Source organism: Zooshikella ganghwensis DSM 15267 (assembly GCF_000428585.1).
Taxonomy (GTDB): Bacteria; Pseudomonadota; Gammaproteobacteria; order Pseudomonadales; family Zooshikellaceae; genus Zooshikella; species Zooshikella ganghwensis.
Genome location: NZ_AUAF01000076.1, coordinates 1 through 23,505, shown reverse-complemented (window position 1 = coordinate 23,505; position 23,505 = coordinate 1). Strand labels below are relative to the sequence as shown.

Below are 23,505 nucleotides of genomic sequence, written 5' to 3'. Positions count from 1 at the left end.
CGGGTGGAGACAACGATTGGTCAGCTAGTAGAAAGGTTTAATATTCAGCGAACCAAAGGCAGAACACTATGGAGCTTGACTAATCGAATTACCCGCAAGCTATTATCACACAGTTTGTGTGTATTATTTAATAGGAACCAAGGCAATGCTCCTCTTCAGTTAGCTAAATTAATAGGCTAAAAAGTCGAGCATCGCGTTATCTTAAGCTTTGTCAGCAATACATCAAAATCAGACAACATAGCTGGTTTTAATAAAAGGTGGAAAGTGATTTTTTTAATAATGTTTTTGAGTATAGCTTTAAAGTGAAGCAATAAAGCTGCTTCACCTTCATTAGACGCTATGACAGCGCTGAAAAAATCCATTGGCGGCATTCATCATTAATTGCTTTATACTCTCTGCCAGCTGTTGCAATAGGTTTGCCTATATGGACTGTGACATGACCTGGACGTTTAATAAATGATTTTGGTGGCCAACAGTCACCAGCATTGTGTGCAATAGGGAGAATCTGCTTTCCGGAATTTACAGCTAAAACTGCCCCCCCTGTCGAAAACTTACCTAACTGACCTGATGGCTTTCGAGTTCCTTCTGGAAAAATTAAAACTGAGTAGCCTTTTTTAAGCAGGTCTGACCCTTTTTTTAAAATATATTTCATTGACTGGCGTTTATTGCTGCGATTTATCGCAATTGGTTGCACTAAGCCGAAGGCCCAGCCAAAAAAAGGTATAAAAAGAAGCTCTCGCTTAATTACCTGACTTTGTGGACTAATAAGTGTTTGTAGGAAAAATGTTTCCCAAGCACTTTGGTGATTGCTGATAATAACACAGCTATCTTCAGGAATATTTTCTTTGCCTTTTATCTCAAAGGTTATACCACAAAAAATTTTACATAATAAAACCGCTACTTTAGCCCAAGGGCTGACAATAATGGCGTGACGCTTTTGGGGAGGGATTGCGAGCCCTACTAAAATAAAAAAACTTGTCCACAAACATGTCCATACTGATAGTACTAAATAAAATAGAACGGTTCTGGAAACTAATAAAATAGTGTTATCCTTCATGCTTTGTGGTCCTGGGATAAAAGAGCCTCGGCAAAGTCTGCCAAATCATCATGTATTTCTACTTTAATTGCTGGGTTTGCTGTTAATGTACGTTGACCTTTACCTGACTTTACCAATATAGGTTTACAGCCTGCTTTTTCAGCAGCCTCAATGTCACGTAATGAGTCACCGACTAACCAGGCATTGATAGCTGATGTTTTCAGTGTTGATTCAATTTGATTTATTAAACCCGTTTTTGGTTTGCGGCAGTCACATGCATCATCAGGCCCATGAGGACAGTAAACAATACACTCAATCTTGCCTTTTGCCTCGCTAACCATTGATAGCATTTTTTCATGCATTGCCAATAATGTTTTTTCTGAAAACAGTCCACGTGCAATGCCAGACTGATTAGTAGCTACTGTAATGAGATAACCTGCCTGAGAAAGTTTAGCGATAGCCTCAATACTTCCGGGAATCGGTTGCCACTCTTCTGGTGTCTTAATGTAACTATCTGAGTCCTGGTTTATGACACCATCTCTATCGAGAATGATTAGCTTGCTCATAACTGCTCTGGAATGTTTAAGCAGCTGTAAAACAGCTGCTTTATTTCTTACTTAGTGGTTAATAGAGAAATATCCGCTACACCTAAAAATAAGGCTCGCAGTTCTCTAAGCAGTGCATATCGGTTTTGACGTAATGCAGTATCTTCAGCATTAACTAAAACATCATCAAAAAAACGATCAACACTGTCTTTTAACGACGCTAATGCTTCTAACGCTGCAGTATATGAACGTTGTTGAAAAAGCGGTGCTACTTCTTTGCGCTTACTGTCAAGCGCTGTTGCTAGTTGTTGCTCGGCCTTTTCTTGAAGCAGTTTTTTATCAATAGGTTGGTCGGTAAAAGCTTTACCTTGTTTTGCCAAAATATTGGAGACACGCTTATTCGCTTCAGCAAGCGCAGTAGCTTCTGGGAGTTCAGTAAAGCGAGCAACGGCTTTAATGCGTTGATCAAAGTCTAAAGGCTTGACTGGTTTCAGTGCTTTAACTGCCAGAAATACTTCTGCTGCGATACCTTCATCGTGATACCAAGCTCTAAACCGTTCTAAAAGAAACTCAAAGACATGTTCATGCAAGTCTTTAGCAATATTAAGCTTGGTATTACTTTGGCTATAACCCTCAATAGACTTTTGAATACAGCTTAGTAGGTCTAAGTCGAGTGATTTTTCAATGATAATACGTAGAATTCCTAAAGCTGCACGACGCAAGCCAAAGGGGTCTTTCGTTCCTGTAGGTGGTTGACCAATTGCGAAAATACCTACAAGTGTATCCAATTTATCTGCAATCGCGAGGGCGGCACCTGTCGTTGTTGTCGGTACCTGATCACCTGCAAATCTGGGCATATATTGCTCATGCAAGGCACTTGCAATTTCTGCATGTTCATTATCATGCTGGGCATAGTAATAACCCATCGTCCCTTGCAGCTCAGGAAATTCCAGCACCATCTCTGCTGCAAGGTCTGACTTACAGAGCTGACCTGCACGTTGAGCAAGTTCTGCATCGCCATTGATTGCTGCGGCAATATAGCTTGCTAAGTTGGCGACACGTTCTGTTTTATCAAAAATACTACCTAGCTCTGCTTGAAATACGATAGGTTTAAGTTTTTCTCTGAAATCGAACAAGGTTTTTTTCTTATCTGTTTCAAAGAAAAACATCGCATCGGCCAAGCGAGGGCGTATTACTTTCTCATTACCTGAAATGACCTGGCTGGGGTCTTTACTTTCAATGTTGCTAACCGTGATAAAGTTAGGCAACAGTTGTTGGTCTTTATCCACTAAGTGGAAATATTTCTGGTGACCTTTCATTGAAGAGATAAGCGCTTCAGAGGGTACACTCAGGAAACGTTCATCAAATGAGCCTAACAGTGCAACAGGCCATTCAACTAGCGCTGTTACTTCATCTAATAAGCTTTCATCAATAACCGCATGACCAGAAATGGTTTTCGCTAAGTCTTCTATCTGTTGGCGAATTTGTTGTTTTCTCCCAGCAAAGTCAGCAATAACAAAGCCTTGCTCTTTTAATACTTTAGGGTAATCCTGTGGTGCTTTCAGCGGTAAAGGTTTACCACAGTGAAAGCGGTGGCCATAGGTTATGTTGCTTGCTGGTTGGCCCAATACTTCACAGTTGATGATGTCTTGTCCTAACAGCATGACCAGCCACTGTACAGGTCTGACAAACTCATCACGTTTCGCACCCCAACGCATACGCTTAGGGATCGGTAAACTATCAACAGATTTATCCACAATTGATGGTAGTAGAGCGGTTGCCTTAGAGCCCTTTTGTACCGTGCGATATACCAACCAGGCATTTTTTCCCTGAGTTAAGGTATCCAAGTTATCCACAGTTGTACCACAAGATCTTGCAAAACCTTCTGCTGCTTTCGTCGGTTTTCCGTCAGCATTGAAGGCTGCAGTAAGTGCAGGTCCTCTCCGCTCGATCTCTTGGTCTGGTTGCTGTGTTTCGAGCTGGCTTATAAGTAGTGCCAAGCGGCGAGGCGTTGCAAATATCTGGTGCTTAGCAAACTTTAAGTTAGCGGCTTTTAAACCCTCAATGATCCCGTTAGCAAAGGCAATAGAAAGAGACTGTAAAGCCTTAGGTGGTAATTCTTCCGTTCCTAGCTCAACTAAGAAATCTTGCTTTGCCATTACTTTTGTTCCTCATGAGATTTAGCCAAAACTTCTGCGCGAATAGATGGGTCCGCTAGGGGAAAGCCCAGCGCTTGACGTGCATTAAAGTAAGCTTGGGCTACTGCTCGGGCTAGCGTTCGTACTCGCAAAATAAAGCGTTGTCTTTCTGTTACTGAGATGGCATGCCGAGCATCCAGCAGGTTAAATGTATGAGAAGCCTTCAGTACATACTCGTAAGCAGGAAGAGGTAGGTTTAAATCGACAAGGCGCTGGCTTTCCCGCTCAAAAAAGTCAAATTGTTTGAACAGCTCCTCAGTGTCAGCATGCTCAAAGTTGAACGTGGACATTTCCACTTCGTTCTGGTGGAAAACATCACCATAGGTGACTTTGCCTAAAGGGCCATCAGTCCATACCAAGTCGTATACGGTATCCACTTCTTGTAGATACATAGCAATACGCTCTAAGCCGTAAGTAATTTCACCTGTAACGGGGTAGCACTCTATGCCGCCAGCTTGTTGGAAGTAAGTAAACTGAGTGACTTCCATACCGTTAAGCCATACTTCCCAACCTAGGCCCCATGCACCTAATGTGGGTGACTCCCAGTTATCTTCAACAAAGCGAATATCGTGAACAAGCGGGTCAATGCCCAGTGCTTTAAGAGAACCTAAATACAGCTCTTGAATATTATCTGGCGATGGCTTTATGACCACCTGAAACTGATAGTAATGTTGTAATCGATTTGGGTTTTCACCGTAACGACCATCAGTGGGCCGGCGACTGGGCTGTACGTAAGCAGAACTCCAGCGTTCTGGACCGATAGCACGTAGGAAGGTGGCTGGGTGAAATGTGCCTGCACCTACTTCCATATCCAATGGTTGCAAAATAACACAGCCCTGGTTTGCCCAGTACTCTTGGAGTGCCAGGATCAATCCCTGAAATGTACGGATGTCTGGTGAATTCTGCTTAGCCACAATACCACCTCGGTAATAGCATAATGCGATGGAAAAATGAGCGGGATTATAGCGTGTTATGGATATGAAAATATAGAGAAAGCCCCAAATACTTGTATTACATGAAAGTTAAAGTAGTTGCTTTCATAAACACTTTATGTATGGGGCTGTTGTAGTTGGCTCTTACCAAAGTTTGCTGAGTATTACCCTCAACTAAGGGTATATTTATTTAATGGTTGGAGCAGCAAAACCTTCTGGTTTTACCGCAAGCACTGAACAGCTCGCTTCATTCAGTACGTTTTCAGCTGTATTACCTATGACGAACCCTGCGAGTCCTGTTCGGCCAACGGTACCCATGACGATCATATCAACATCTTCTTTTTGCGCCAGGCGTTGTATTTCTTCAGAAGCACTGCCTTTGATCAGGTGTGGGATGACTCCAGGTTTATCCATTCCCTCGGCATTAATTAAGTTATTCATCGCCCGCTCATTTTCACTACGGGTTTTTTCCAGCATTTCGTCAATTTCTTCTTCAGGCATATTGATAAAAGGACCTCTTAACCTTTCTTCTCCATATAGCCCCCACACTTGGATAATATGAAGTTCTTCTGCCTGCTCCATAGTAAACAAACTATCTGCATAGCTAAGTAGACGCTTATTGAGCTTGACGCGCTCATCATTGTCAAAGTCGGAGTCGATAGCCACTAAAATTTTCTTCACATCACCAGTGTGTGTTCCTGTATCGACAAGGAGCCAAACTGGGACGGGACATTTGCGTAACAAGTTAAGGTCATCGCCTGTTAATTTTTTACGGCTGAAGTTGATAAAGGGGTCAGCAAGCTTAATCACCAAATCGAAGTTTTCTTTCTGAACCAGTCGTATGATTTCGGTGTAAGCTTTACCCCAAAGTATTCGAGTATCGCAATTGCTAACACCTGCCTGATTGACTTTATTGCGAAACTCATTCACTACTTCATCCAGTTGATGAGTAAAAAGCCGTTTTAGCTTTGTCTCCATGGCCAGCTCAGCCAGGCGAGAGATAGGTTCATCAATAGCTACAATCGTAAGCTTTGCATTATTTGCTTTGGCAAGCTTAATGGCTTTATCGATCTCATCGTTGTTGTAATGGGTGTGAGTAATCGCTACGAGAATATTTTTAAACTCATTCATGTCCGGCTCCTGAAGTATTGCTTATTATATTTATCGATGTATTTCCTATAGATTAGACCCTATGGGTCAAGACATTTAAGACAGGTTAATGGTTTAAATCAGTTGTGTTACGTTATGAGTAAAGTAATATCATTAACAGGCCAGACTAGCCCGCTAAAAAACCTTTGTTTTTGGGATAGGCATTATGCTTCCTTGTTGCTTACAAAAACTGCCAGATACCCTCTTGTTAGCCCTGCCAAAATGTTGGTTGTTAGCGCCGCCAAAATGCTGGAGAAAATAGTACAAGCAGTGTAAAAATTTCCAGACGACCTAAAAGCATAGCTAAACAAAGGATCCATTTTGCAGCATCAGGTAAACCTGCGTAGTTCGCTGCTGCATCACCTAGGGCTGGACCTAAGTTATTCATACAGGATGCAACTGTTGAAAAAGAAGTGGGTAAATCCAAACCTAATGCCAGCATTGCCAGAAAAAGCGTAATAAAAATGAAAACATATACTGAAAAGTAACCCCATACCGCTTCTATCACGCGTTCAGGAAGTGCTTTTTTGCCAAGCTTAATGGGGACGATGGCATTTGGGTGAAGGAGTTTTTGAACCTCACGCACACCCTGTTTAAATATCAACATAACACGAATAACTTTGATTCCACCAGCTGTTGATCCTGCACAGCCTCCGACAAAGCATGTCCAAAATAGCAGGTAGGGTAAAAAGTGAGGCCAGATCGAAAAATCTGCGGTACCAAAACCGGTGGTTGTAGCTATAGACACCACTTCAAAAACCCCAAAGCGAATAGACTCTGAGAGGTTGTAAGGGGAGTCAAAATATAAAACTAAAACAGCGACCAAGCTAATTGAAAGCAGTAACCAGAGGTACAGCTTAACCTCAGAATCATTAAAATAGTGCTTGATACTTCGGTGTCGCCAGGCAAAAAAGTGAAGTGCGAAATTAATCCCAGCCAGAACCATAAAAACAATACAAATAGCTTCAACGGCACTATTGTTAAAGTAGCCTAGACTGGCATCATGTGTTGAGAATCCGCCAATGGCAATGGTTGAAAAACTATGACAAATTGCGTCGAATAAACTCATTCCTGCTAACCAGTAAGCGAGAAAACAGGCCAAGGTTAGGCATAAATAGATATACCAAAGCGCTTTAGCCGTTTCTGTTATCCGCGGTGTTAGCTTGGTATCTTTGATAGGGCCTGGCGTTTCTGCACGGTACAGCTGCATTCCTCCGATACCCAACATGGGCAAAATGGCTACCGCAAGCACGATAATCCCCATTCCCCCTAACCACTGAAGTTGCTGCCGATAAAATAAAATGGATTTGGGTAGGCTGTCTAAGCTGGTAATCACTGTGGCACCTGTTGTGGTAAGTCCAGACAGTGACTCAAACAGTGTATCTATAAACGAAAGCTGTGGGCTTTTCATTAAGTACAGGGGGAGTGTTCCGAAGGTTGCTAGCACTGTCCAAAAAAGTACTGTGACTAAAAAACCATCACGAATCCTTAACTCCTGTTTGACTTTCCAAGCAGGTGCCCAGCTTATGAAGCCTGTTGCTAACGTGATCAGGAAGGCATATCCAAAAATAGCCACTTCTTGCTCACCATACCATTTAGCGACTAATGCTGGAGGCAATAGCGTAAAACTAAAAAGCATGAGCAAGATGCCAAGAATTTTAATGATAATAGAAAAACGCATGCTTGCCTTAAATTTAGTCCTTTAAGCTAGAAGAATGTGAGGCCAACTTGGAATAGACGCTCAACTTCTTTAATACGGCGCTTGTCGGTTACGAATAAAATAACATGATCATTAGATTCAATCACAATATGGTCATGAGCAATGAGGACTTGTTCATTACGAACAATCGCACCAATTGAGGCCCCAGGAGGTAGCTCAATTTCATCGATTGTTCGACCGACGACTTTAGAGCTTTTGGCATCACCATGAGCAATGGCCTCAATTGCTTCAGCAGCTCCCCTTCTTAATGAGTGGACATTGACAACATCACCGCGACGAACATGGGTTAATAAGCTGCCAATGGTTGCCATTTGTGGTGAAATGGCAATATCAATTTCGCCACCCTGAACAAGATCAACATAAGCAGGGTTGCTGATTAATGCCATTACTTTTCTGGCACCCAAACGTTTTGCCAGCATTGCAGACATGACATTGGCTTCGTCGTCATTAGTTAAGGCGCAAAAAATATCTGTTTCTTCAATATTTTCAGCCAGTAATAACTCGCGATCAGATGCGTGACCATGGAAGACAATTGATTTATTGAGTAACTGCGATAAAAAGTGACAGCGAGGTAAGTCACGCTCGATGATTTTGATGTTATAACGGTTCTCAATCGACTCTGCTAAGCGCTGACCGATATTTCCCCCACCAGCAATGATAATGCGCTTATAGACATTATCCAGCCGTCTCAACTCACTCATAACATCACGAATGTGTTTTTGTGCTGCAATAAAAAACACTTCATCATCTGCTTCGATGACGGTGGAACCTTCTGGCATAATAGCCTTACCACGGCGAAAAATGGCGGCAACACGTGTATCAACAGAAGGCATATGTTCACGTAGAAAGCGTAATTCTTGATTAACAAGAGGGCCGCCGTAATAGGCTTTTACTGCTACTAGCTGTACTTTTCCTCCTGCAAAGTCTAGAACCTGAAGTGCTCCTGGGTGTTCGATCAAGCGTTGAATATAGTTTGTTACAACCTGCTCTGGGCTAATCAGGACATCAATTGGAATGACATCGTTTTTGAATAACTCTGACTGATTTAAATAAGACGTCTGACGGATACGTGCAATTTTAGTGGGGGTGCGAAACAGGGTATAAGAAATTTGACAGGCCACCATATTCACTTCGTCACTGTTAGTGACGGCAACCAGCATATCGGCATCATCTGCCCCAGCCTGACGTAATACATTCGGAAATGAAGCGTGACCTTGAATGGTTCGAATATCGATACGGTCTTGCAGTTCACGTAAGCGATCACCATTGGTGTCTACTACCGTGATATCATTTGCTTCATCAGCTAAATTTTCAGCGAGTGTCCCGCCAACCTGACCTGCGCCTAGTATAATTATTTTCATAGTCGCTCTTCACAGCCTCTGACAAGATGCTCACAACAGGCTGAGTACCATACGTGATTCATGATGATTCTATTTCCGGCTTAGCCAGAAAATGGGGGTTAAGTAAACAATAGTTATGCATAAATGAAATGATATAAGTATTTTTACATAAATAGTCTTCACAAACCGTATATTTTTAAAGTCGTTTGCGCTATTGGTTACAGACCAGTAATGATGGTGGTGTTATGCCTTTTTTTTCTGTAATAGTGCGTAAAAAAAACCATCATGGCTATCGTTAGTAGGGAGTAGCTGTCTGCCATAACCTGTATCATAACCCCAGCCTACATCCAAATTTAATAACGATGCATCAGTTGTGTGCTGCAAAAAATACGCAATCTGTTGGCTATTTTCTTGTTGCATCACTGAGCATGTTGCATAGAGTAACTTGCCTCCCGGCTTTAGCAAAGCCCAAAGTGCTGACAAAATCTGCTGTTGAAGATCTGCTAAATTTGCTATGTCATTGGCTTGTCTGAGTAATTTAATATCAGGGTGACGACGAATAACGCCTGTTGCCGAGCACGGTGCATCTAACAGAATACGGTCAAATGGTTTGCCATCCCACCATGCTGCAGGATTACCAGCATCACCTGCTATACAATTTGCACTGAGTTTTAGTCTGGATAAATTGTCACTGACACGTTGTAAACGCTCACTGTCACAGTCAAGCGCCACCATATTGGCTAAGTCTGGCTCATGCTCTAGCATATGACAGGTTTTACCGCCTGGAGCGGCGCAAGCATCCAGCACACGCTGGCCTGGTGCTAGGTCTAATAATGCTGGCGTTAATTGCGGTGCTTCATCCTGTACGCTCACAAAACCATCAGTAAAGTTAGGTAGCAGTGCAACATCAATAGGTTGTTCGAGCTGAATACCAACTGATGAATGTGGAGTTGCAAATGCACCAATTCCGCTGGCTTTGAGTGTTTGTAAGTACTCATCTCGCTGAATATAACGCTGGTTTACTCGAAGCGTCATGGGAGGGTGCTGATTATTGGCTGAAGCAATATGCTGCCATTGGTCAGGATATTGCGCTTCTAGCATTGTTAATAACCAAGCAGGATGGTTGAAAGTGACTTCCATTTTTTCACTTTGACAGGGAGTCGCTGTTTGCTGGCGTTGATAATTCCTCAGTACCCCATTAATTAATTTATTGGCCCATGGTTTTTTGAGCTGTCTAGCCCCAGCCACTGTCTCAGAGACTGCGGCATGAGCAGGGGTTCGCATATGAGTGAGCTGCAAAATGCCCAGCATAATAAGCGCCATAACATCCTGGTCTTTAGGTTTAAGAGGTTTTTGTAACAGCTGGTGGGCTGACTGTTGCAGTTCATAGAAGTGTCTGCAGCAACCAAAACATAGTGCTTGGAATAAACCACTTTCTGTTTGATTAACTCGCAGTGAATACTTAGGTAATAAACTAGCAAGTGATTGCTTATTTACAATAACCTCTTTGATAACCAAAGCTGCTGCAGTTCGGGCGCTTAGTGATTTACCCTGCTTTTTGCTCGCAGGCTTATTTTGGCTATGGTTTTTAGCTGGGGGAATTTTGTCACTCATAAAGTTTATGCAGATGTGAATTGTTGATTAATTGTAAATAAGTGGCCACGACTGTTTAGGATATCTTGAGCACTCATTGCTTTTGCCCCAGCAAGCTGTAGCTTGGTTATGCGAATGGCACTATCTAGACAGGCTACAGTAATACCGTGTTTATCTGCTGCTAGAATTGTTCCTGGTTCTGCTTGGTGAGCAATTGCTTCCAGCTCAGCCTCCCAGATACGAACTACTTCTCCGTCGAGATTGCTAAAAGCAATAGGACGAGGATTAAAACCACGAATTAATCGGTGGATAGTTTCAGCAGGTTGCTGCCAGTTTATTTCAGCTTCAGCTTTATTGATCTTTTCTGCATAAGTTGCTTGGCTGTGATCTTGTTGCTCAGGAGAAAGGTTTCCTTGAGCAAGTGCAGAAAGAGCTGCAGGCAGTGTTTGTGCGCCAAGTGCAGTAATGCGCTGGTAAAGCTCAGCAGATGTGTCTGCCTGGGTAATTGGGCACTCTGCTGTTAACAGCATATCACCCGTATCTAACCCAGCATCCATTTGCATGATGGTTACTCCGGTCTTTTCATCTCCTGCTAATAATGCTCGCTCAATGGGGGCTGCACCTCGCCAGCGGGGGAGTAATGATGCATGTACGTTGATACAGCCTAAGCGTGGGATATCCAACACAGCTTGTGGCAAAATTAAGCCATAAGCGACAACTACCAATACATCAGGCTTTAACGCAGCTAACTCAGCTTGAGCACTTGGGTCACGTAATGTTTTCGGCTGATAAACAGGCAGCTGGTGCTGTTGAGCCAGTGTTTTCACAGGACTCATGGTAACTTTTCGACCACGGCCAGCAGGGCGATCAGGTTGGCTATAAACGGCGATAATTTGATGTTCGCTTTCAAGTAATGCCTGTAAGTGGGCAGCAGCAAAGTCTGGGGTGCCAGCAAACACAACGTTCAGTGGTGATTGGCTCATGTTTTCTCCTGACAAAACGATAAGGCCTGCTTTGTAAAAGCAAGCCTGAAGCATACTCTAATGAGGGAGATTAGAACTAGAAGAGATATATTTGAAAGTGGTGTTAGGGTTATGCACTCACTGGGTTTTGTTGAAGGCGGTGTGCTTTCTCAAGTTTCTTTTTGATACGGTTTCGTTTTAGTGGAGATAAGTAGTCAACAAACAGCTTACCGTTTAAATGATCCACTTCATGCTGAATACATACAGCCTGTAGGCCTTCAAGCTCCAACGTAAAGGATTCACCTTCGACATTGAGTGCTGTTACTGTGACTCGAGTTGGGCGAACTACTTCCTCATAAAAACCTGGTACAGACAAGCAGCCTTCTTGAAGATGACCTTGTTCGTCAGTCAGTGGGGTAATATCTGGGTTGATAAACACTAAGGGCTCATTTTGCTCTTCAGACGTGTCCATAACGACCACACGCTTATGCACATTCACCTGAGTGGCAGCAAGACCAATACCTGGCGCTGCATACATTGTTTCCAGCATATCTTTAGCAAGTTGTTTGATAGCAACATCTACCTTTTCAACTGGCTGTGCCTTGGTTCGTAAACGAGAGTCAGGAAACTCCAGAATATTTAAGATAGCCATGCTTTCTCTTATACCTCTATTCAAACACTGCCCACTTTTTGGAAGCCCATAATAATACAATAGCGCAAAACAGAAAACTGGCTTAAGTTATGGCCGCTGGCCAGCTTCTTAACGTGTTGTCCTGGTTCTCTGTTACCAAAGTGCTTTTCACAAAACGCTCTGCTTTAAGTAACGGGTGAGTGAAAGTATCCATTAAGTCGTTAGCAACCTGTCATTAATGGTTTGTCTTTTTATATAAGGTGATAGTTCATTTACTGGTTTGACTTGAGATCACGTTCTATAATTTTTGGTTATCAGTATCTCTTGATCAAATAATAGTTATTCACAAACAAATAGTTATATACATCACATTTTTTGTGAAAAAGTAACGGTAATACAGAAAATCCTGCGCTATATTGCGCTTAGAGGCATTGATGATATGAGTGCCCATATGAGCCTCGACCGCTTTGTGTATACAACAGACTGTGTATGTTGGCATATGTAACATATTGCAAAGGGGTCAAATTCGTTTTCGGGGGAGTTCGCTCCATCATTTTATCTGCCTTAATTGCAACGATGATAACCAATAAGTTAGGGGCCTTCACCATGAGGAAAGTGCTGCTTGGGATAGTATTATCCTGTTTGTTCAGCTTTTCAGCCTTTGGGGCGACAGAAGATGTAGTGAAGTCAGGGCATCCGCAGTCCTATACAGTGAAACGCGGTGATACCCTTTGGGATATTGCAAGCATGTTTTTAAGCAAGCCATGGATGTGGCCTGAAATTTGGCATGTTAATCCTGAAATACAAAATCCACATAAAATTTATCCAGGTGATGTGATCAACTTAGTGTATGTTGATGGCAAACCACGACTCGTGTTGGGTAAGCGTGGAGATGGTGGACGCACAATTCGCTTGTCTCCAAAGATTCGCTCCACACCCATTGATACGGCAATACCATCAATTCCATTAAATGCCATTAGCAGCTTTTTAAAGCGGAGCCGAATTATTGATAACACAGACGGTGTTTCAAAAGCACCTTATGTGATTGCCAGCCGTCAAGAAAGAATTGTGACTGGGGCAGGTGATGTGATTTATGCAAGAGGACAATTCCCTGAAGATGCAAAAGCTATGGGGGTGTTTCGTAAAGGCAGAGATTACACTGACCCAAAAACAAAAGAGTATTTAGGAACAGTTGTTCATGATATTGGTGTGGCGAAAATAAAGTCTGTTTCAGGTGATGTGGGGACTGTTTCTATTACCGAAAGTAACCAGGAGATTAGAGTAGGTGACCGTCTGTTAGAAACAGAAGAAACAGCGGTACAACCGACTTTTTATCCTAGTGCACCAAAACAAACCGTTGAGGGTGAAATACTGAGTGTGATTGGGGGGGTTACCCAAATTGGTCAGTTTGATAATGTATTAATAAACCTTGGTGGCCGCAATGGTGTGATGTCTGGAACAGTCTTATCAATTAATCGGGTAGCAATTGTTCATGATAAAATTGCTAAGCAAAAAGTCGAGTTACCGCCAGAGCATGTAGGCACACTGATGGTGTATAAAGCCTTTGATAAAATGAGCTATGGCATTGTGTTAAAAGCATTACAGCCTATTAATACGGGTGACATGGTTACCAATCCATAAGAACGTTGTTTTTCAGTAAATAAACACTACTGATTATTTATAAAGGGGGACCAGAGTCCTCCTTTTTTATGTTGAGCGATAAGTAAAGTATGTGATTGTATATTGGAAAGTACATGATAATGACGAGGGGCGATAATCACTATGCCACATCAGCAATATGAATGGACTGCTATTGCACCATGGTTGACGCTATTTTTAATTCCTGGCATTGGGCCGCGTCGTTTTCATCAGCTATTAGAAAAAATGGGAACACCTGAAAATGTATTAGCGGCAAACCCAAATACACTAACGGGTTTGCCAAAGGAATCCATTGAAGGGTTAAGGCAGTTACAAAGGCAGACTGGTGAAATTTACTCAGAAATTCAACGACAACTTGAGGATACTTACCTTTGGTTTGAAAAACCTCACCACTACATAATTCCCTACCACGCGACACTCTACCCTAAGCTATTACAAGAGCTTGTTGATGCGCCTCCACTGCTATTTGTGAATGGTCATTTAGAATTTTTGTCTCTCAAGCAGATTGCTATTGTTGGTAGCCGAAATCCAAGTAACCAAGGGCAGGAAAATGCTTATTCATTTGCAGCAGAGTTAGCCAGTCGTGGTTATGTGATTACCAGTGGCTTAGCCTATGGTGTTGATGCTGCTGCGCATCAAGGGGCCTTGGCTGGTGGTGGTGCGACAGTTGCGGTATTGGGAACTGGTCTTGATGTGGTGTACCCCGCGCGACATAAAGCACTTGCTGAACGTATTTGTGAGCGAGGTGCTTTGATTAGTGATTTTCCATTATCAACAAAACCTCAGTCCAGTAACTTTCCTCGTCGCAATAGGCTAATCAGTGGCCTAAGTACAGGCGTCTTGGTGGTGGAAGCAACATTGAACAGTGGCTCGTTGATTACTGCTAGGTTGGCAGCGGAACAGGGGCGTGATGTATTTGCAATACCAGGCTCTATTCACAACCCGTTGAGTAAAGGGTGTCATGAGCTGATTCGACAGGGAGCCAAGCTGGTTGATCAAGTTGATCACATTGTGGAAGAAGTACGGCGCCAGACCCCTCCCAATGTCCAACACATTGACTTTGGAAATAATGAAACATCTGACGAAGCAACCCAATCAGCACTCAACACTGAACAGCAGAGTGTGATGGAAGCGATAGAGGATACTACCTGTCACATAGACCAAATTGTTTTGAGAACGACACTTAATGTACAACAAGTTGCTGATGCGTTATTGCAACTAGAATTATCAGGCTTTATTGAAAGTGTACCTGGTGGCTATCGCAAACGTATGAGGTCTTAGCACGCTCTATATTGGGTTATGTTTGCACCTGGATTTTTTATAAGAAGTTGAGCTGTTTGGAATATACTACGATCAAAAAAGATTTAGCCATGGATTGCTTGCCAGATAATATTTGACAGGATAACTTACGCACCGTCGAGACTAACGCATTGAGGGAGTGTAATTATGGCAAAGCCATTTGTTGCGATACTTATGGGCTCAGACTCAGATTTCCCGAAAGTTGAGGCCGCTCTAAATGTCCTGGAAAAGTTTGATATTCCTGTTGAAGTAAGAGTTCACTCTGCGCATCGAACCCCAGATGCTACCCATCAATATGTCAAAGACGCCGATCAGCGTGGATGTGCTGTTTTTATTGCGTGTGCTGGTATGGCTGCGCATCTTGCCGGTGTAGTTGCTTCACTTACCATTAAGCCTGTAATTGGTGTGCCTATTGATGCAGGTCCATTGGATGGTATGGATGCATTACTTTCTACTTCTCAAATGCCAGGTGGTATTCCTGTTGCTACAGTAGCTATTGGCAAGGCAGGTGCAAAAAATGCGGGTTATCTAGCTTTGCAAATTATCGCACTACAAGATGCAGAACTACAGAAAGCACTGCTTGAAGATCGCAAAAATAATGCAGCTGAAGTGTTAGAGAAAAACCAGGCCTTGCAAGAGAAGCTACAGGCCCGATGATGAAAAGCCTGGGTATTAAACAGGCTGCAACTGCGTTAACAATGGGGGAGGTTATTGCCTACCCCACAGAAGCTGTATGGGGGCTTGGTTGCGATCCATGGCAGGAAAAAGCAGCTCAGCAGCTCCTAACGATAAAAGAACGGCCAGTGAATAAAGGTTTGATTATCGTTGCGGCTAACCTAGAGCAGATTGCACCATTAATAGCCCCTTTGTCTTTTCAGCAACAGGAAACGCTTAAAGCGTCATGGCCAGGTCATACCACTTGGTTAATTCCCGATTCAAAAAACTGGCTTCCTTATTGGATCAAAGGTGATTTCACATCAGTGGCAGTACGTGTGAGTGCTCACCCCATTGTTAGTCAGCTATGCCTTGAGTTTGGCAAGCCTATTGTTTCAACCTCTGCAAATAAAGCAGGAGACCCCCCTCTTGATGAGCAAGGTTTGCAGCATACATTAGGTAGTAACTTGGGTGGGATTGTGAGAGGGGCTTTAGGTGAGCAGTTAAGGCCTTCGGTGATTAAAGATTTGGTATCAGGACGTATTGTTCGTCAGTAGTTGCGCTTGTTTTAGTACCAAAAAACAGGTTGAGCAAATAATTAATACAGGTAATACACGGTGAACCAACCCGATATCGCTGCAGTAAAAGATTATCTGCTAGCCCTGCAAGATAAAATTTGTGAACAGCTCGCTGAAATGGATGGACATGCTGAGTTTGTTGAAGAAAGCTGGGAGCGAGAAGCGGGAGGTGGTGGTCGTACTCGTGTTATCGCTAATGGAGCAGTTTTTGAAAAAGGTGGTGTTAACTTTTCGCATGTTTATGGCGAAGGACTCCCACCTTCTGCAACTGCTCATCGTCCAGAGTTGGCTGGCAGATCGTTTCAGGCTCTGGGGGTATCTTTAGTTGTCCACCCGAAAAACCCAATGGTGCCGACCTCTCATGCTAATGTTCGGTTTTTTATTGCAGAGAAGCCTGGTGTTGACCCTGTTTGGTGGTTTGGAGGGGGCTTTGATTTAACACCATACTATGGTTTTGATGAAGACTGTAAGCATTGGCACGAAGTGGCGTATGACTTATGCCTGCCATTTGGTAATGAGGTTTATAAAGACTATAAACAATGGTGCGATGATTACTTCTATTTAAAGCATCGTAATGAACCCAGAGGGATTGGTGGACTGTTTTTTGATGACCTTAATGCCTGGGGTTTCGACCGTTGCTTTGCATTTATGAAGGCTGTAGGTGATGGTTACTTAACTGCATATCTGCCCATAGTCGCTAAACGTAAACACATGCCGTTTAGTGAGCAGCAACGAGATTTTCAGCTCTATCGCCGTGGTCGTTATGTAGAGTTTAACTTGATCTATGACCGAGGCACATTATTTGGTTTGCAGTCTGGTGGCCGAACTGAATCAATACTGATGTCTTTACCGCCTTTAGTGAAGTGGGACTATAACTGGCAGCCTGAATCAGGTACGCCAGAAGCAGAACTTTATGAGCGGTATCTGAAAAAGCAAGAATGGATTTAGGTAACTGAAATGAAAGCTGCTGAGCAAAAAGCACGATATGGTGTATTTGGTAATCCCATCAACCATAGTAAATCACCAACAATTCATAGGCTGTTTGCTAAACAAACTCAGCAGCAATTGCAGTATGACGCTTACTGTATTGAACTGGATCGGTTTGAGTCTGCGGTTAAAGAGTTCTTTGCGAATAATGGTGGGGGACTTAATGTAACCGTTCCTTTCAAAGAGTCTGCATTTCAGTTGGCTGACAATTTAACTGAGCGAGCATTACAGGCTGGTGCAGTTAATACCCTATGGCAAGATCAGCAAGGTGAGCTGTGGGGAGATAATACTGATGGCGTGGGATTGGTTAGAGATATACAACAAAATCATGCTTTCTCCCTCCAAGGGAAACGAATTTTAGTGCTAGGTGCGGGCGGCGCGGTAAGGGGAGTACTTGCTCCGCTGCTAGAAGCAGGCCCACAAAGTATCACAATCGCTAACCGTACCCATGCTAAGGCGGAACAGCTTGCCAGTGTATTTCAAGCAGCTGGTAATGTGACTGCACAACAACTGTCCTCTTTGGCATCGCTGGTGGCAAATGATGGCACCTTTGATTTCGTGATCAATGGTACAGCGGCGAGTTTAGCTGGAGAGCTTCCTCCATTACCTGAGTCATTGATCAGCCCAACTACCTGTACATACGACATGATGTATGGGCCAAATATAACGGTGTTTAACCAATGGGCAAAAGAAGCCGGAGGCAGGGTTCAGCTTGATGGCTTAGGTATGTTGGTTGAGCAGGCTGCAGAATCATTTTACTGTTGGCGTGGGATAAGACCAGATACTCAACCTGTAATAGAGCGACTGCTTTGTGAGATGCAAGGTGCTTGATGCTTAACAAGGTATTGTATCAATATACTGCTAACATAGTGCATGTTGAGTTTAAACTATTAACAAGTGGCAGGAGTTCATCGTGAGCACAAAACTGGGTTTTTTTATTTTGGTCGATGCGGGCGATAATGATGTCCACAAAATTCGTGAAGAATTGTTACAAATAGATGAAATTATTCTTGTCCACTGTTTAATTGGTCCAGATGACTTGATTTGTTATGGTGAGGCAAGTTCTTTAGCTGCATTGAAAGAAGTTGTAACGTTTAAACTAGCTCATTTAATTGAAGATAAATTTAACCCTATTTCGCATACGCAAACTTCTCTTTCACTTGAATATTTTGGCGAGCAATTAACCGCAGAAAGCCATGGGCACCCCACAAATACAGCCGCTTGGATTCTGGCTGATATTAATATTAGTGGTGCAATAAATATCAGTGAGCGTTTACTTAGTAAGCACCCTGAAATAAAAAGTGCACATGCTTTACTGGGTAGTCATGATACGTTGTTTTATGTAGAAGCGGATGACTTGGATCGTTTAATGGAAGTTATTGATGATGGCGTGCGCATTCTAAGAGGTATTGGTAACGAAGGTAAGTCTGTTAAGGCGTTATCTCGTACTGATACACGGCTTGTTTTGATGAAGTGATTTACTCTTCCCCGCAGTAGAAGATCAGCTTTGATCTCTACTGCTCATAATGCTCTATAAACTCTGCTTTTTCACTGATTTTACCTAGCTTTTGCTGTGTTCCTGACCTTTTGCGATACCCTCGTCCTGAGGAAAGGTTTTACTCTAAAGGCTTGAATACCTCAATGATGTGACCATCTGGATCGAGCACAAAAGCACTGTAGCTAAGTCGATTTGAATGACTCTCTTGCTGTCGGTTTTCAGGCTTGCCATGGCTGATACCGCCAGCACTAATAGCTGCGGTATGAAATTCATCTACCTGTCGCTGTGACTCTGCTTTAAAAGCAAGGGACAAATGGGGACGAGTGGTAGTGCTTTGCTGAATCCAAAGCACTGGTTGGTTATCTTTGCCAATCGCGGTCCAATTTTGCAAATACTGTACTGCTGATAAACCAAGTGGAGCAAGGGCTGAAAGGTAAAACAGTTTGCTTTTTTCCAAGTTGCCCACGTTTAGAGTGATATGATCAATCATAATGAATGAAAGCCAAGTATTGAGTTAATTAACCAGCATTTATTCAAGACATTGCAAATAGTTGGTTGACTTAGGTGCCCTAAGAGGCTGAGTCAGGCGCGTATAATTTTAATAACATAAGTGTAATATATTATTAAAATTAGAGTAGCCAAAATTGATACACCAGTCACAACAATATGACTAATAAATCAAAAGAAATTTGGGATATTGGTATAAGTTTAAAAGATTGCGGTAACTCACAATCTTTCTGTTTAAGTAATTGTGATAGTGTTAGTTACAGACATAGTGAATTGACTAACGTATTTGAGCTTTTGCTTAATATAACATACTGCATGCATATCCATTAAAAATGGTTTGCGAAGAGTGTATAGACATACAACAGTACATGTATTAATAAAACAGTTAGTGAACATTCATAAATAAAAGGAATGCTAAACGAGTGACAACATGAGTAATTATGCAAAGTGGTACCTGGGTATTGTTATATTGTTAGGACAGGCTTTTGTTACCTATGCTGATGATGATTGCTTGATTATTCCAGGCCAGCAAGTGGGCAGTATTAAGTTGAATGATTCACTTTCCAGTGTGCGCAAACATATTGGAAAGCACAATATGTTAGTGGAAGAAATTCCCCTGGATGAAGATACACATTTAAAGCATGTCACTGTTTACCCTGAAAATGAAGAAAAACAATTAGTACTACAGCTGGATGAAAACGAAAGAGTTGAGGCTATTATCATTGATCGAGTAACTGAGGATGAAGTACCTTGTTACCATAATAAAGAAGGCATTGTGATAGGTTTGACTTTGCGTGATATTGAGAAGATGAATGGAAAGCCCTTTAAACTAACAGGCTTTGACTGGGACTTTCAGGGAACAGTCAGTTCATGGGAAGACGGTCATCTTGAAAATGTGATGCGTGGGCTTGCTGTTCGCTTACTTCCTGATGCTGATGATAAGTATAGTGAAATTGTTGGTGAAGAGATTTTTATGTCGAGTCACCCAGAGATGCAACAAGTTAACCCAACAGTTAACCATATAGAAGTTTATAAATATAAAGCTAAAAGGCAAACGCAAGTTTCACACTAGTTTTTTATTGAGTATATAAGTAAGACTGTGTTATTTAAGGAATAATCAGCTGTACAGGGATAGTACTTTAAATATCTTTTACCTTATCCTCTCTAATATTGTTTTTTAAAATAAAGTTAAAAGTCGTTTTCTTACCTTAAAACTATATTAAACTATAATGTCATGTTGTCGTATTTTTTATTAAATATAGTTTATGCAGTTATTCAATTAATCACAAAAATAAAACGCTTAAAATTTTAAATTATGCATATTCGGTTAATAATATTCAGTCTTCAGTTACCTGGCTGCCGTTCTCTCAAAGAGAAACGTCAACGTATGGTTGGCTTTAAAGATAAATTTGGACGGCTATCTAATGTCGCAGTAACTGAGTCTGACTACCACAATAGCCATGACTTAGCTGAATGGAATGCTGTCATTATTTCGAAGGATAAACAAACCATAGAGCGGATAACATCTCAAATAGAGAGTGGGTTAACCAGTATGGATGTGGTTATTACAGAAGTCAAAAGCGAGTGGATATAATCACTGAAAATAATGGCGTAAAATTCTAAAAATATCTAGTTAGTGTTATTAGCTAAGATACAGTTTATGTCTTTTATTGAGATTCATAGGTTCGCTTACAGTATACTAATACACTGTTACGACATGAACGGTGTTTTTTCTGGAGCGTTGTATGTTAAATCCAAAGTCACGACAGTTAACACCACATTTTTTGTGGGGAGCATCTACTTCGGCTTATCAAGTTGAAGGCGCGTGGGATAAAGATGGAAAAGGACCTTCAGTGATTGATTTGGCAAACCATACTGAAGGTGTAACTGACTTTAAAGTTTGTAGTGATCACTATCACCGTTACAAAGAAGATATTAAGCTCTTTGCAGAGCTAGGCTTGAAAACGTACCGTTTTTCTATCTCATGGACAAGGATATACCCAACTGGAAGAGGTGATATTAACAAAGCGGGAATAGCGTTTTATGATAGTTTGATTAATGAGTTATTAAATTATGGGATAGAGCCATTTGTAACGCTTTATCACTTCGACTTACCTCAAGCTTTAGCAGAACAAGGTGGTTGGGGAAATCGCGAGACAATAGATGCATTTATTGAGTACGCGCGAACAGTCTTCAATCACTTTGGTGACAGGGTCAAATTCTGGCTTACTATTAATGAGCAAAACATGATGATACTTCACGGTAATGCTCTTGGAACGCAAGATACTTCCTTAGCTGATCCGATGAAAGCACTATATCAAGAAAATCATCATATGTTATTAGCTCAAGCACAGGTAGTTAAACTTTGTCGACAGGTTTTACCTACTGCTAAGATTGGCCCTGCTCCGAACATTGTTTCTATCTATCCTGCGTCATCTCATCCTGAGGATATACTTGCAGCAAACACGTACTCTGCTATACGAAACTGGTTATATTTGGATATGGCTGTTTTTGGACGTTACAACACCATAGCCTGGAACTTTTTAGAATGTAGGGGGTGGACTCCAACGATAGAAAAAGGCGATATGGAAATACTGGCGAATGCAGCACCTGATTTTATAGCATTTAACTATTATACATCTCAAACGGTTGCTCGTAGTTCGGGTGAAGAGGTAGAGAAAGGTCATACTGGCGATCAGCATTTAACAGTAGGTGAGTCAGGCTTTTATACCGCTAGCCGAAACACTCACTTAAAGGTTAATGAGTTTGGTTGGGAGGTTGATCCTGTTGGCTTTAGGACGACTCTACGAGAAATATATGATCGTTATCAGCTTCCATTAATTGTGACTGAAAACGGTTTAGGTGCCTTTGATGAGTTAGTAAAAGATGAGCAGGGTAATCTTACGGTTGAGGATAATTACCGCATTGACTTCTTGCGCCAGCATATTGAACAGATGCGTTTAGCGACTGAGGAAGGTGTTGAAGTATTTGGTTTTTGTCCATGGTCAGCGATAGATCTGGTTAGTACTCATCAAGGTTGCAGTAAACGTTATGGTTTTATCTACGTTAATCGTGACGAGTTTGATCTCAAGGATTTAGCAAGGTATCGTAAAAAAAGCTTTTATTGGTATCAGCAGGTCATTAGTACTGAGGCAAAAGAACTGTAAAACATTTTTATTTGTTGATGTATATTCTGTGCAGTACTCTAATTTAATTACAGTAAAGCAGATAAACAAGTTAAAACACTGTATCTGCCTTACTGTAAGTATTATTTGAAAGCATGTATACCTAATTTTATAAAGGCAATGTAAAATAGTTTTTGTGGAATAAAACTAAGTACGGAGCTGAAGTAAGAAATGATTTCATGGAAAAGTGCATAGGCTTCGTTGCCGACAATATTTATAGGGTCGGCCCTTATTCTTGCTTATTTTATACTTACTTTTGAACAAAATACTTATAGGAATAGAGCTGTTTATTCAACCTATTTATGAGGGCAGTATTGGCGTACATATTCAGACATAATGTTAGCTGCACTAGTTGATTGTTCTGATTGTAACCCATTAATAACTCCTTGGTTATCTTTCGCAGTTTTATTTTGGCTAACCTTCCAGGTACCCAGCAAGCTAATTATCTTTATTTCAATACCCGTTATAGCTTTTAATTGCTTATGAATGAAACTTTCAGGGGCATTAGAGACCTTCCAAGGATTTTCACGACTATTCTCCAGTCTATTAGTTAGTTCATTTAAATGGTCAAGAAGCCAGTCTGGCTCATTATGAAAAGTTATCGTTCCTCTGGCATGAACTGCAATATAATTCCATGTAGGTACTACTTTCCCGTGCTCCTTTTTGGACGGGTACCATGAAGCACTAATGTACTGGTGTACACCTTGGAAAATAACCGGAGCCTCTGTTGACTCATCAGGGCAATCGCATATAAAAATACAACAAAATCAGTATAATAGGATGATTAGCAACTGACTTAGAGCATCACATTGGAAAAAAATAATACAATTGCAGATCATTTTAGTCACTTAGACGACCCTCGAGTTGAACGCCATCGTCGTCATACGTTGGTTGATATCATTACTATTACGATTTGTGCTGCGTTGTGTGGAGCAGATGATTGGGTTGCTATTGAGCGATTTGGTAAGGCCAAGGAAGCATGGTTTCAAGGCTTTCTAGAATTGCCTAATGGGATACCTTCCCATGACACCT

The 23,505-nt window shown here is 41.8% G+C and carries 23 protein-coding genes and 1 pseudogene; 12 read left to right on the top strand and 12 right to left on the bottom strand.

Annotated elements, in window-relative coordinates:
• Nucleotides 1-180, top strand: a pseudogene (locus tag F607_RS35165) (IS982 family transposase); the annotation flags it as partial.
• 157 nt (nt 181-337) lie between these two features.
• Here the strand turns inward: F607_RS35165 and F607_RS30045 are convergent.
• From F607_RS30045 to def, 10 genes are all read right to left on the bottom strand, one after another.
• Complete coding sequence (locus F607_RS30045) at nt 338-1,057, bottom strand: lysophospholipid acyltransferase family protein (RefSeq protein ID WP_038291572.1); 720 nt, start codon at nt 1,055-1,057, stop codon at nt 338-340.
• On the bottom strand, nt 1,054-1,602 hold the full coding sequence (gene gmhB, locus F607_RS0115780) for a D-glycero-beta-D-manno-heptose 1,7-bisphosphate 7-phosphatase (RefSeq protein ID WP_027708864.1): 549 nt from the start codon (nt 1,600-1,602) through the stop codon (nt 1,054-1,056). The genes F607_RS30045 and gmhB overlap by 4 nt, the downstream gene beginning before the upstream one ends.
• Before the next feature lie 47 nt (nt 1,603-1,649).
• On the bottom strand, nt 1,650-3,740 hold the full coding sequence (glyS, locus tag F607_RS0115775) for a glycine--tRNA ligase subunit beta (protein WP_027708863.1): 2,091 nt from the start codon (nt 3,738-3,740) through the stop codon (nt 1,650-1,652).
• Nucleotides 3,740-4,693 (bottom strand): glycine--tRNA ligase subunit alpha, encoded by a 954-nt coding sequence (glyQ, locus tag F607_RS0115770; protein WP_027708862.1) that lies wholly within the window; start codon nt 4,691-4,693, stop codon nt 3,740-3,742. Before glyQ ends, glyS begins: the two co-directional genes overlap by 1 nt.
• Before the next feature lie 204 nt (nt 4,694-4,897).
• Nucleotides 4,898-5,842, bottom strand: coding sequence for a universal stress protein (locus F607_RS0115765; RefSeq protein WP_027708861.1), 945 nt, complete (start codon nt 5,840-5,842; stop codon nt 4,898-4,900).
• A 250-nt stretch (nt 5,843-6,092) separates the two neighbouring features.
• The gene (locus F607_RS0115760) at nt 6,093-7,541 is read right to left on the bottom strand and encodes a TrkH family potassium uptake protein (protein ID WP_027708860.1); all 1,449 of its coding nucleotides are present in this window, start codon (nt 7,539-7,541) and stop codon (nt 6,093-6,095) included.
• Between the two features lie 26 nt (nt 7,542-7,567).
• Nucleotides 7,568-8,941, bottom strand: coding sequence for a Trk system potassium transporter TrkA (trkA, locus tag F607_RS0115755; protein WP_027708859.1), 1,374 nt, complete (start codon nt 8,939-8,941; stop codon nt 7,568-7,570).
• Nucleotides 8,942-9,163: 222 nt separating this feature from the next.
• On the bottom strand, nt 9,164-10,534 hold the full coding sequence (rsmB, locus tag F607_RS0115750; protein ID WP_084611274.1) for a 16S rRNA (cytosine(967)-C(5))-methyltransferase RsmB: 1,371 nt from the start codon (nt 10,532-10,534) through the stop codon (nt 9,164-9,166).
• A gap of 5 nt (nt 10,535-10,539) precedes the next feature.
• Nucleotides 10,540-11,496 (bottom strand): methionyl-tRNA formyltransferase, encoded by a 957-nt coding sequence (fmt, locus tag F607_RS0115745; protein WP_027708857.1) that lies wholly within the window; start codon nt 11,494-11,496, stop codon nt 10,540-10,542.
• A gap of 109 nt (nt 11,497-11,605) precedes the next feature.
• Nucleotides 11,606-12,127 carry a peptide deformylase gene (def, locus tag F607_RS0115740; protein ID WP_027708856.1) on the bottom strand — a complete coding sequence of 174 codons (522 nt, stop codon included), beginning with the start codon at nt 12,125-12,127 and terminating at the stop codon, nt 11,606-11,608.
• Nucleotides 12,128-12,712: 585 nt separating this feature from the next.
• On the opposite strand from def, the gene F607_RS0115735 reads away from it, so the two are divergent.
• The 7 genes from F607_RS0115735 (at nt 12,713) to F607_RS0115705 (ending at nt 18,760) form a co-directional block, all read left to right on the top strand.
• On the top strand, nt 12,713-13,747 hold the full coding sequence (locus F607_RS0115735) for a LysM peptidoglycan-binding domain-containing protein (RefSeq protein ID WP_027708855.1): 1,035 nt from the start codon (nt 12,713-12,715) through the stop codon (nt 13,745-13,747).
• Nucleotides 13,748-13,888: 141 nt separating this feature from the next.
• The gene (gene dprA / locus F607_RS0115730) at nt 13,889-15,046 is read left to right on the top strand and encodes a DNA-processing protein DprA (RefSeq protein WP_038291571.1); all 1,158 of its coding nucleotides are present in this window, start codon (nt 13,889-13,891) and stop codon (nt 15,044-15,046) included.
• Nucleotides 15,047-15,211: 165 nt separating this feature from the next.
• Entirely contained in the window at nt 15,212-15,721 is a 510-nt protein-coding gene (gene purE, locus F607_RS0115725) for a 5-(carboxyamino)imidazole ribonucleotide mutase (protein ID WP_027708853.1), read from the top strand.
• Nucleotides 15,718-16,275: an L-threonylcarbamoyladenylate synthase type 1 TsaC gene (gene tsaC, locus F607_RS0115720; protein WP_230400418.1), complete on the top strand. Its 558-nt coding sequence runs from the start codon at nt 15,718-15,720 to the stop codon at nt 16,273-16,275. The genes purE and tsaC overlap by 4 nt, the downstream gene beginning before the upstream one ends.
• Before the next feature lie 60 nt (nt 16,276-16,335).
• A complete protein-coding gene (gene hemF, locus F607_RS0115715; protein ID WP_027708851.1) occupies nt 16,336-17,244 on the top strand; it encodes an oxygen-dependent coproporphyrinogen oxidase in 909 nt (302 codons plus the stop codon).
• Nucleotides 17,245-17,253: 9 nt separating this feature from the next.
• Nucleotides 17,254-18,114 carry a shikimate dehydrogenase gene (gene aroE, locus F607_RS0115710; RefSeq protein ID WP_027708850.1) on the top strand — a complete coding sequence of 287 codons (861 nt, stop codon included), beginning with the start codon at nt 17,254-17,256 and terminating at the stop codon, nt 18,112-18,114.
• Between the two features lie 82 nt (nt 18,115-18,196).
• Complete coding sequence (locus tag F607_RS0115705) at nt 18,197-18,760, top strand: Lrp/AsnC ligand binding domain-containing protein (protein WP_027708849.1); 564 nt, start codon at nt 18,197-18,199, stop codon at nt 18,758-18,760.
• Nucleotides 18,761-18,899: 139 nt separating this feature from the next.
• Here F607_RS0115705 and F607_RS0115700 read toward each other — a convergent pair whose 3' ends face one another.
• A complete protein-coding gene (locus tag F607_RS0115700) occupies nt 18,900-19,271 on the bottom strand; it encodes a VOC family protein (protein WP_027708848.1) in 372 nt (123 codons plus the stop codon).
• A gap of 447 nt (nt 19,272-19,718) precedes the next feature.
• On the opposite strand from F607_RS0115700, the gene F607_RS0115695 reads away from it, so the two are divergent.
• The 3 genes from F607_RS0115695 to F607_RS0115685 all read left to right on the top strand — a co-directional run bounded on the left by F607_RS0115695 (nt 19,719) and on the right by F607_RS0115685 (nt 22,455).
• Nucleotides 19,719-20,360 carry a hypothetical protein gene (locus F607_RS0115695; protein WP_027708847.1) on the top strand — a complete coding sequence of 214 codons (642 nt, stop codon included), beginning with the start codon at nt 19,719-19,721 and terminating at the stop codon, nt 20,358-20,360.
• A gap of 243 nt (nt 20,361-20,603) precedes the next feature.
• Nucleotides 20,604-20,882: a DUF503 family protein gene (locus tag F607_RS0115690; protein ID WP_027708846.1), complete on the top strand. Its 279-nt coding sequence runs from the start codon at nt 20,604-20,606 to the stop codon at nt 20,880-20,882.
• Between the two features lie 151 nt (nt 20,883-21,033).
• Nucleotides 21,034-22,455 carry a glycoside hydrolase family 1 protein gene (locus tag F607_RS0115685; protein WP_027708845.1) on the top strand — a complete coding sequence of 474 codons (1,422 nt, stop codon included), beginning with the start codon at nt 21,034-21,036 and terminating at the stop codon, nt 22,453-22,455.
• A 314-nt stretch (nt 22,456-22,769) separates the two neighbouring features.
• On the opposite strand, the gene F607_RS36080 is transcribed toward F607_RS0115685, so the two are convergent.
• Nucleotides 22,770-23,225 (bottom strand): FMN-binding negative transcriptional regulator, encoded by a 456-nt coding sequence (locus F607_RS36080; protein WP_420864438.1) that lies wholly within the window; start codon nt 23,223-23,225, stop codon nt 22,770-22,772.
• 51 nt (nt 23,226-23,276) lie between these two features.
• On the opposite strand from F607_RS36080, the gene F607_RS30040 reads away from it, so the two are divergent.
• Nucleotides 23,277-23,505, top strand: a 229-nt coding sequence (locus F607_RS30040; RefSeq protein WP_420864437.1) for a transposase family protein, incomplete at its 3' end; no start/stop codon positions are given.

Bases quoted from the DNA above. Each gene is read 5' to 3' on its own strand.
- F607_RS30045 (WP_038291572.1), bottom strand. From the start codon at position 1,057: ATGAAGGATAACACTATTTTATTAGTTTCCAGAACCGTTCTATTTTAT.
- gmhB (WP_027708864.1), bottom strand. From the start codon at position 1,602: ATGAGCAAGCTAATCATTCTCGATAGAGATGGTGTCATAAACCAGGAC.
- glyS (WP_027708863.1), bottom strand. From the start codon at position 3,740: ATGGCAAAGCAAGATTTCTTAGTTGAGCTAGGAACGGAAGAATTACCA.
- F607_RS0115765 (WP_027708861.1), bottom strand. From the start codon at position 5,842: ATGAATGAGTTTAAAAATATTCTCGTAGCGATTACTCACACCCATTAC.
- F607_RS0115760 (WP_027708860.1), bottom strand. From the start codon at position 7,541: ATGCGTTTTTCTATTATCATTAAAATTCTTGGCATCTTGCTCATGCTT.
- trkA (WP_027708859.1), bottom strand. From the start codon at position 8,941: ATGAAAATAATTATACTAGGCGCAGGTCAGGTTGGCGGGACACTCGCT.
- rsmB (WP_084611274.1), bottom strand. From the start codon at position 10,534: ATGAGTGACAAAATTCCCCCAGCTAAAAACCATAGCCAAAATAAGCCT.
- fmt (WP_027708857.1), bottom strand. From the start codon at position 11,496: ATGAGCCAATCACCACTGAACGTTGTGTTTGCTGGCACCCCAGACTTT.
- def (WP_027708856.1), bottom strand. From the start codon at position 12,127: ATGGCTATCTTAAATATTCTGGAGTTTCCTGACTCTCGTTTACGAACC.
- F607_RS0115735 (WP_027708855.1), top strand. From the start codon at position 12,713: ATGAGGAAAGTGCTGCTTGGGATAGTATTATCCTGTTTGTTCAGCTTT.
- dprA (WP_038291571.1), top strand. From the start codon at position 13,889: ATGCCACATCAGCAATATGAATGGACTGCTATTGCACCATGGTTGACG.
- purE (WP_027708853.1), top strand. From the start codon at position 15,212: ATGGCAAAGCCATTTGTTGCGATACTTATGGGCTCAGACTCAGATTTC.
- tsaC (WP_230400418.1), top strand. From the start codon at position 15,718: ATGATGAAAAGCCTGGGTATTAAACAGGCTGCAACTGCGTTAACAATG.
- aroE (WP_027708850.1), top strand. From the start codon at position 17,254: ATGAAAGCTGCTGAGCAAAAAGCACGATATGGTGTATTTGGTAATCCC.
- F607_RS0115700 (WP_027708848.1), bottom strand. From the start codon at position 19,271: ATGATTGATCATATCACTCTAAACGTGGGCAACTTGGAAAAAAGCAAA.
- F607_RS0115695 (WP_027708847.1), top strand. From the start codon at position 19,719: ATGAGTAATTATGCAAAGTGGTACCTGGGTATTGTTATATTGTTAGGA.
- F607_RS0115690 (WP_027708846.1), top strand. From the start codon at position 20,604: ATGCATATTCGGTTAATAATATTCAGTCTTCAGTTACCTGGCTGCCGT.
- F607_RS0115685 (WP_027708845.1), top strand. From the start codon at position 21,034: ATGTTAAATCCAAAGTCACGACAGTTAACACCACATTTTTTGTGGGGA.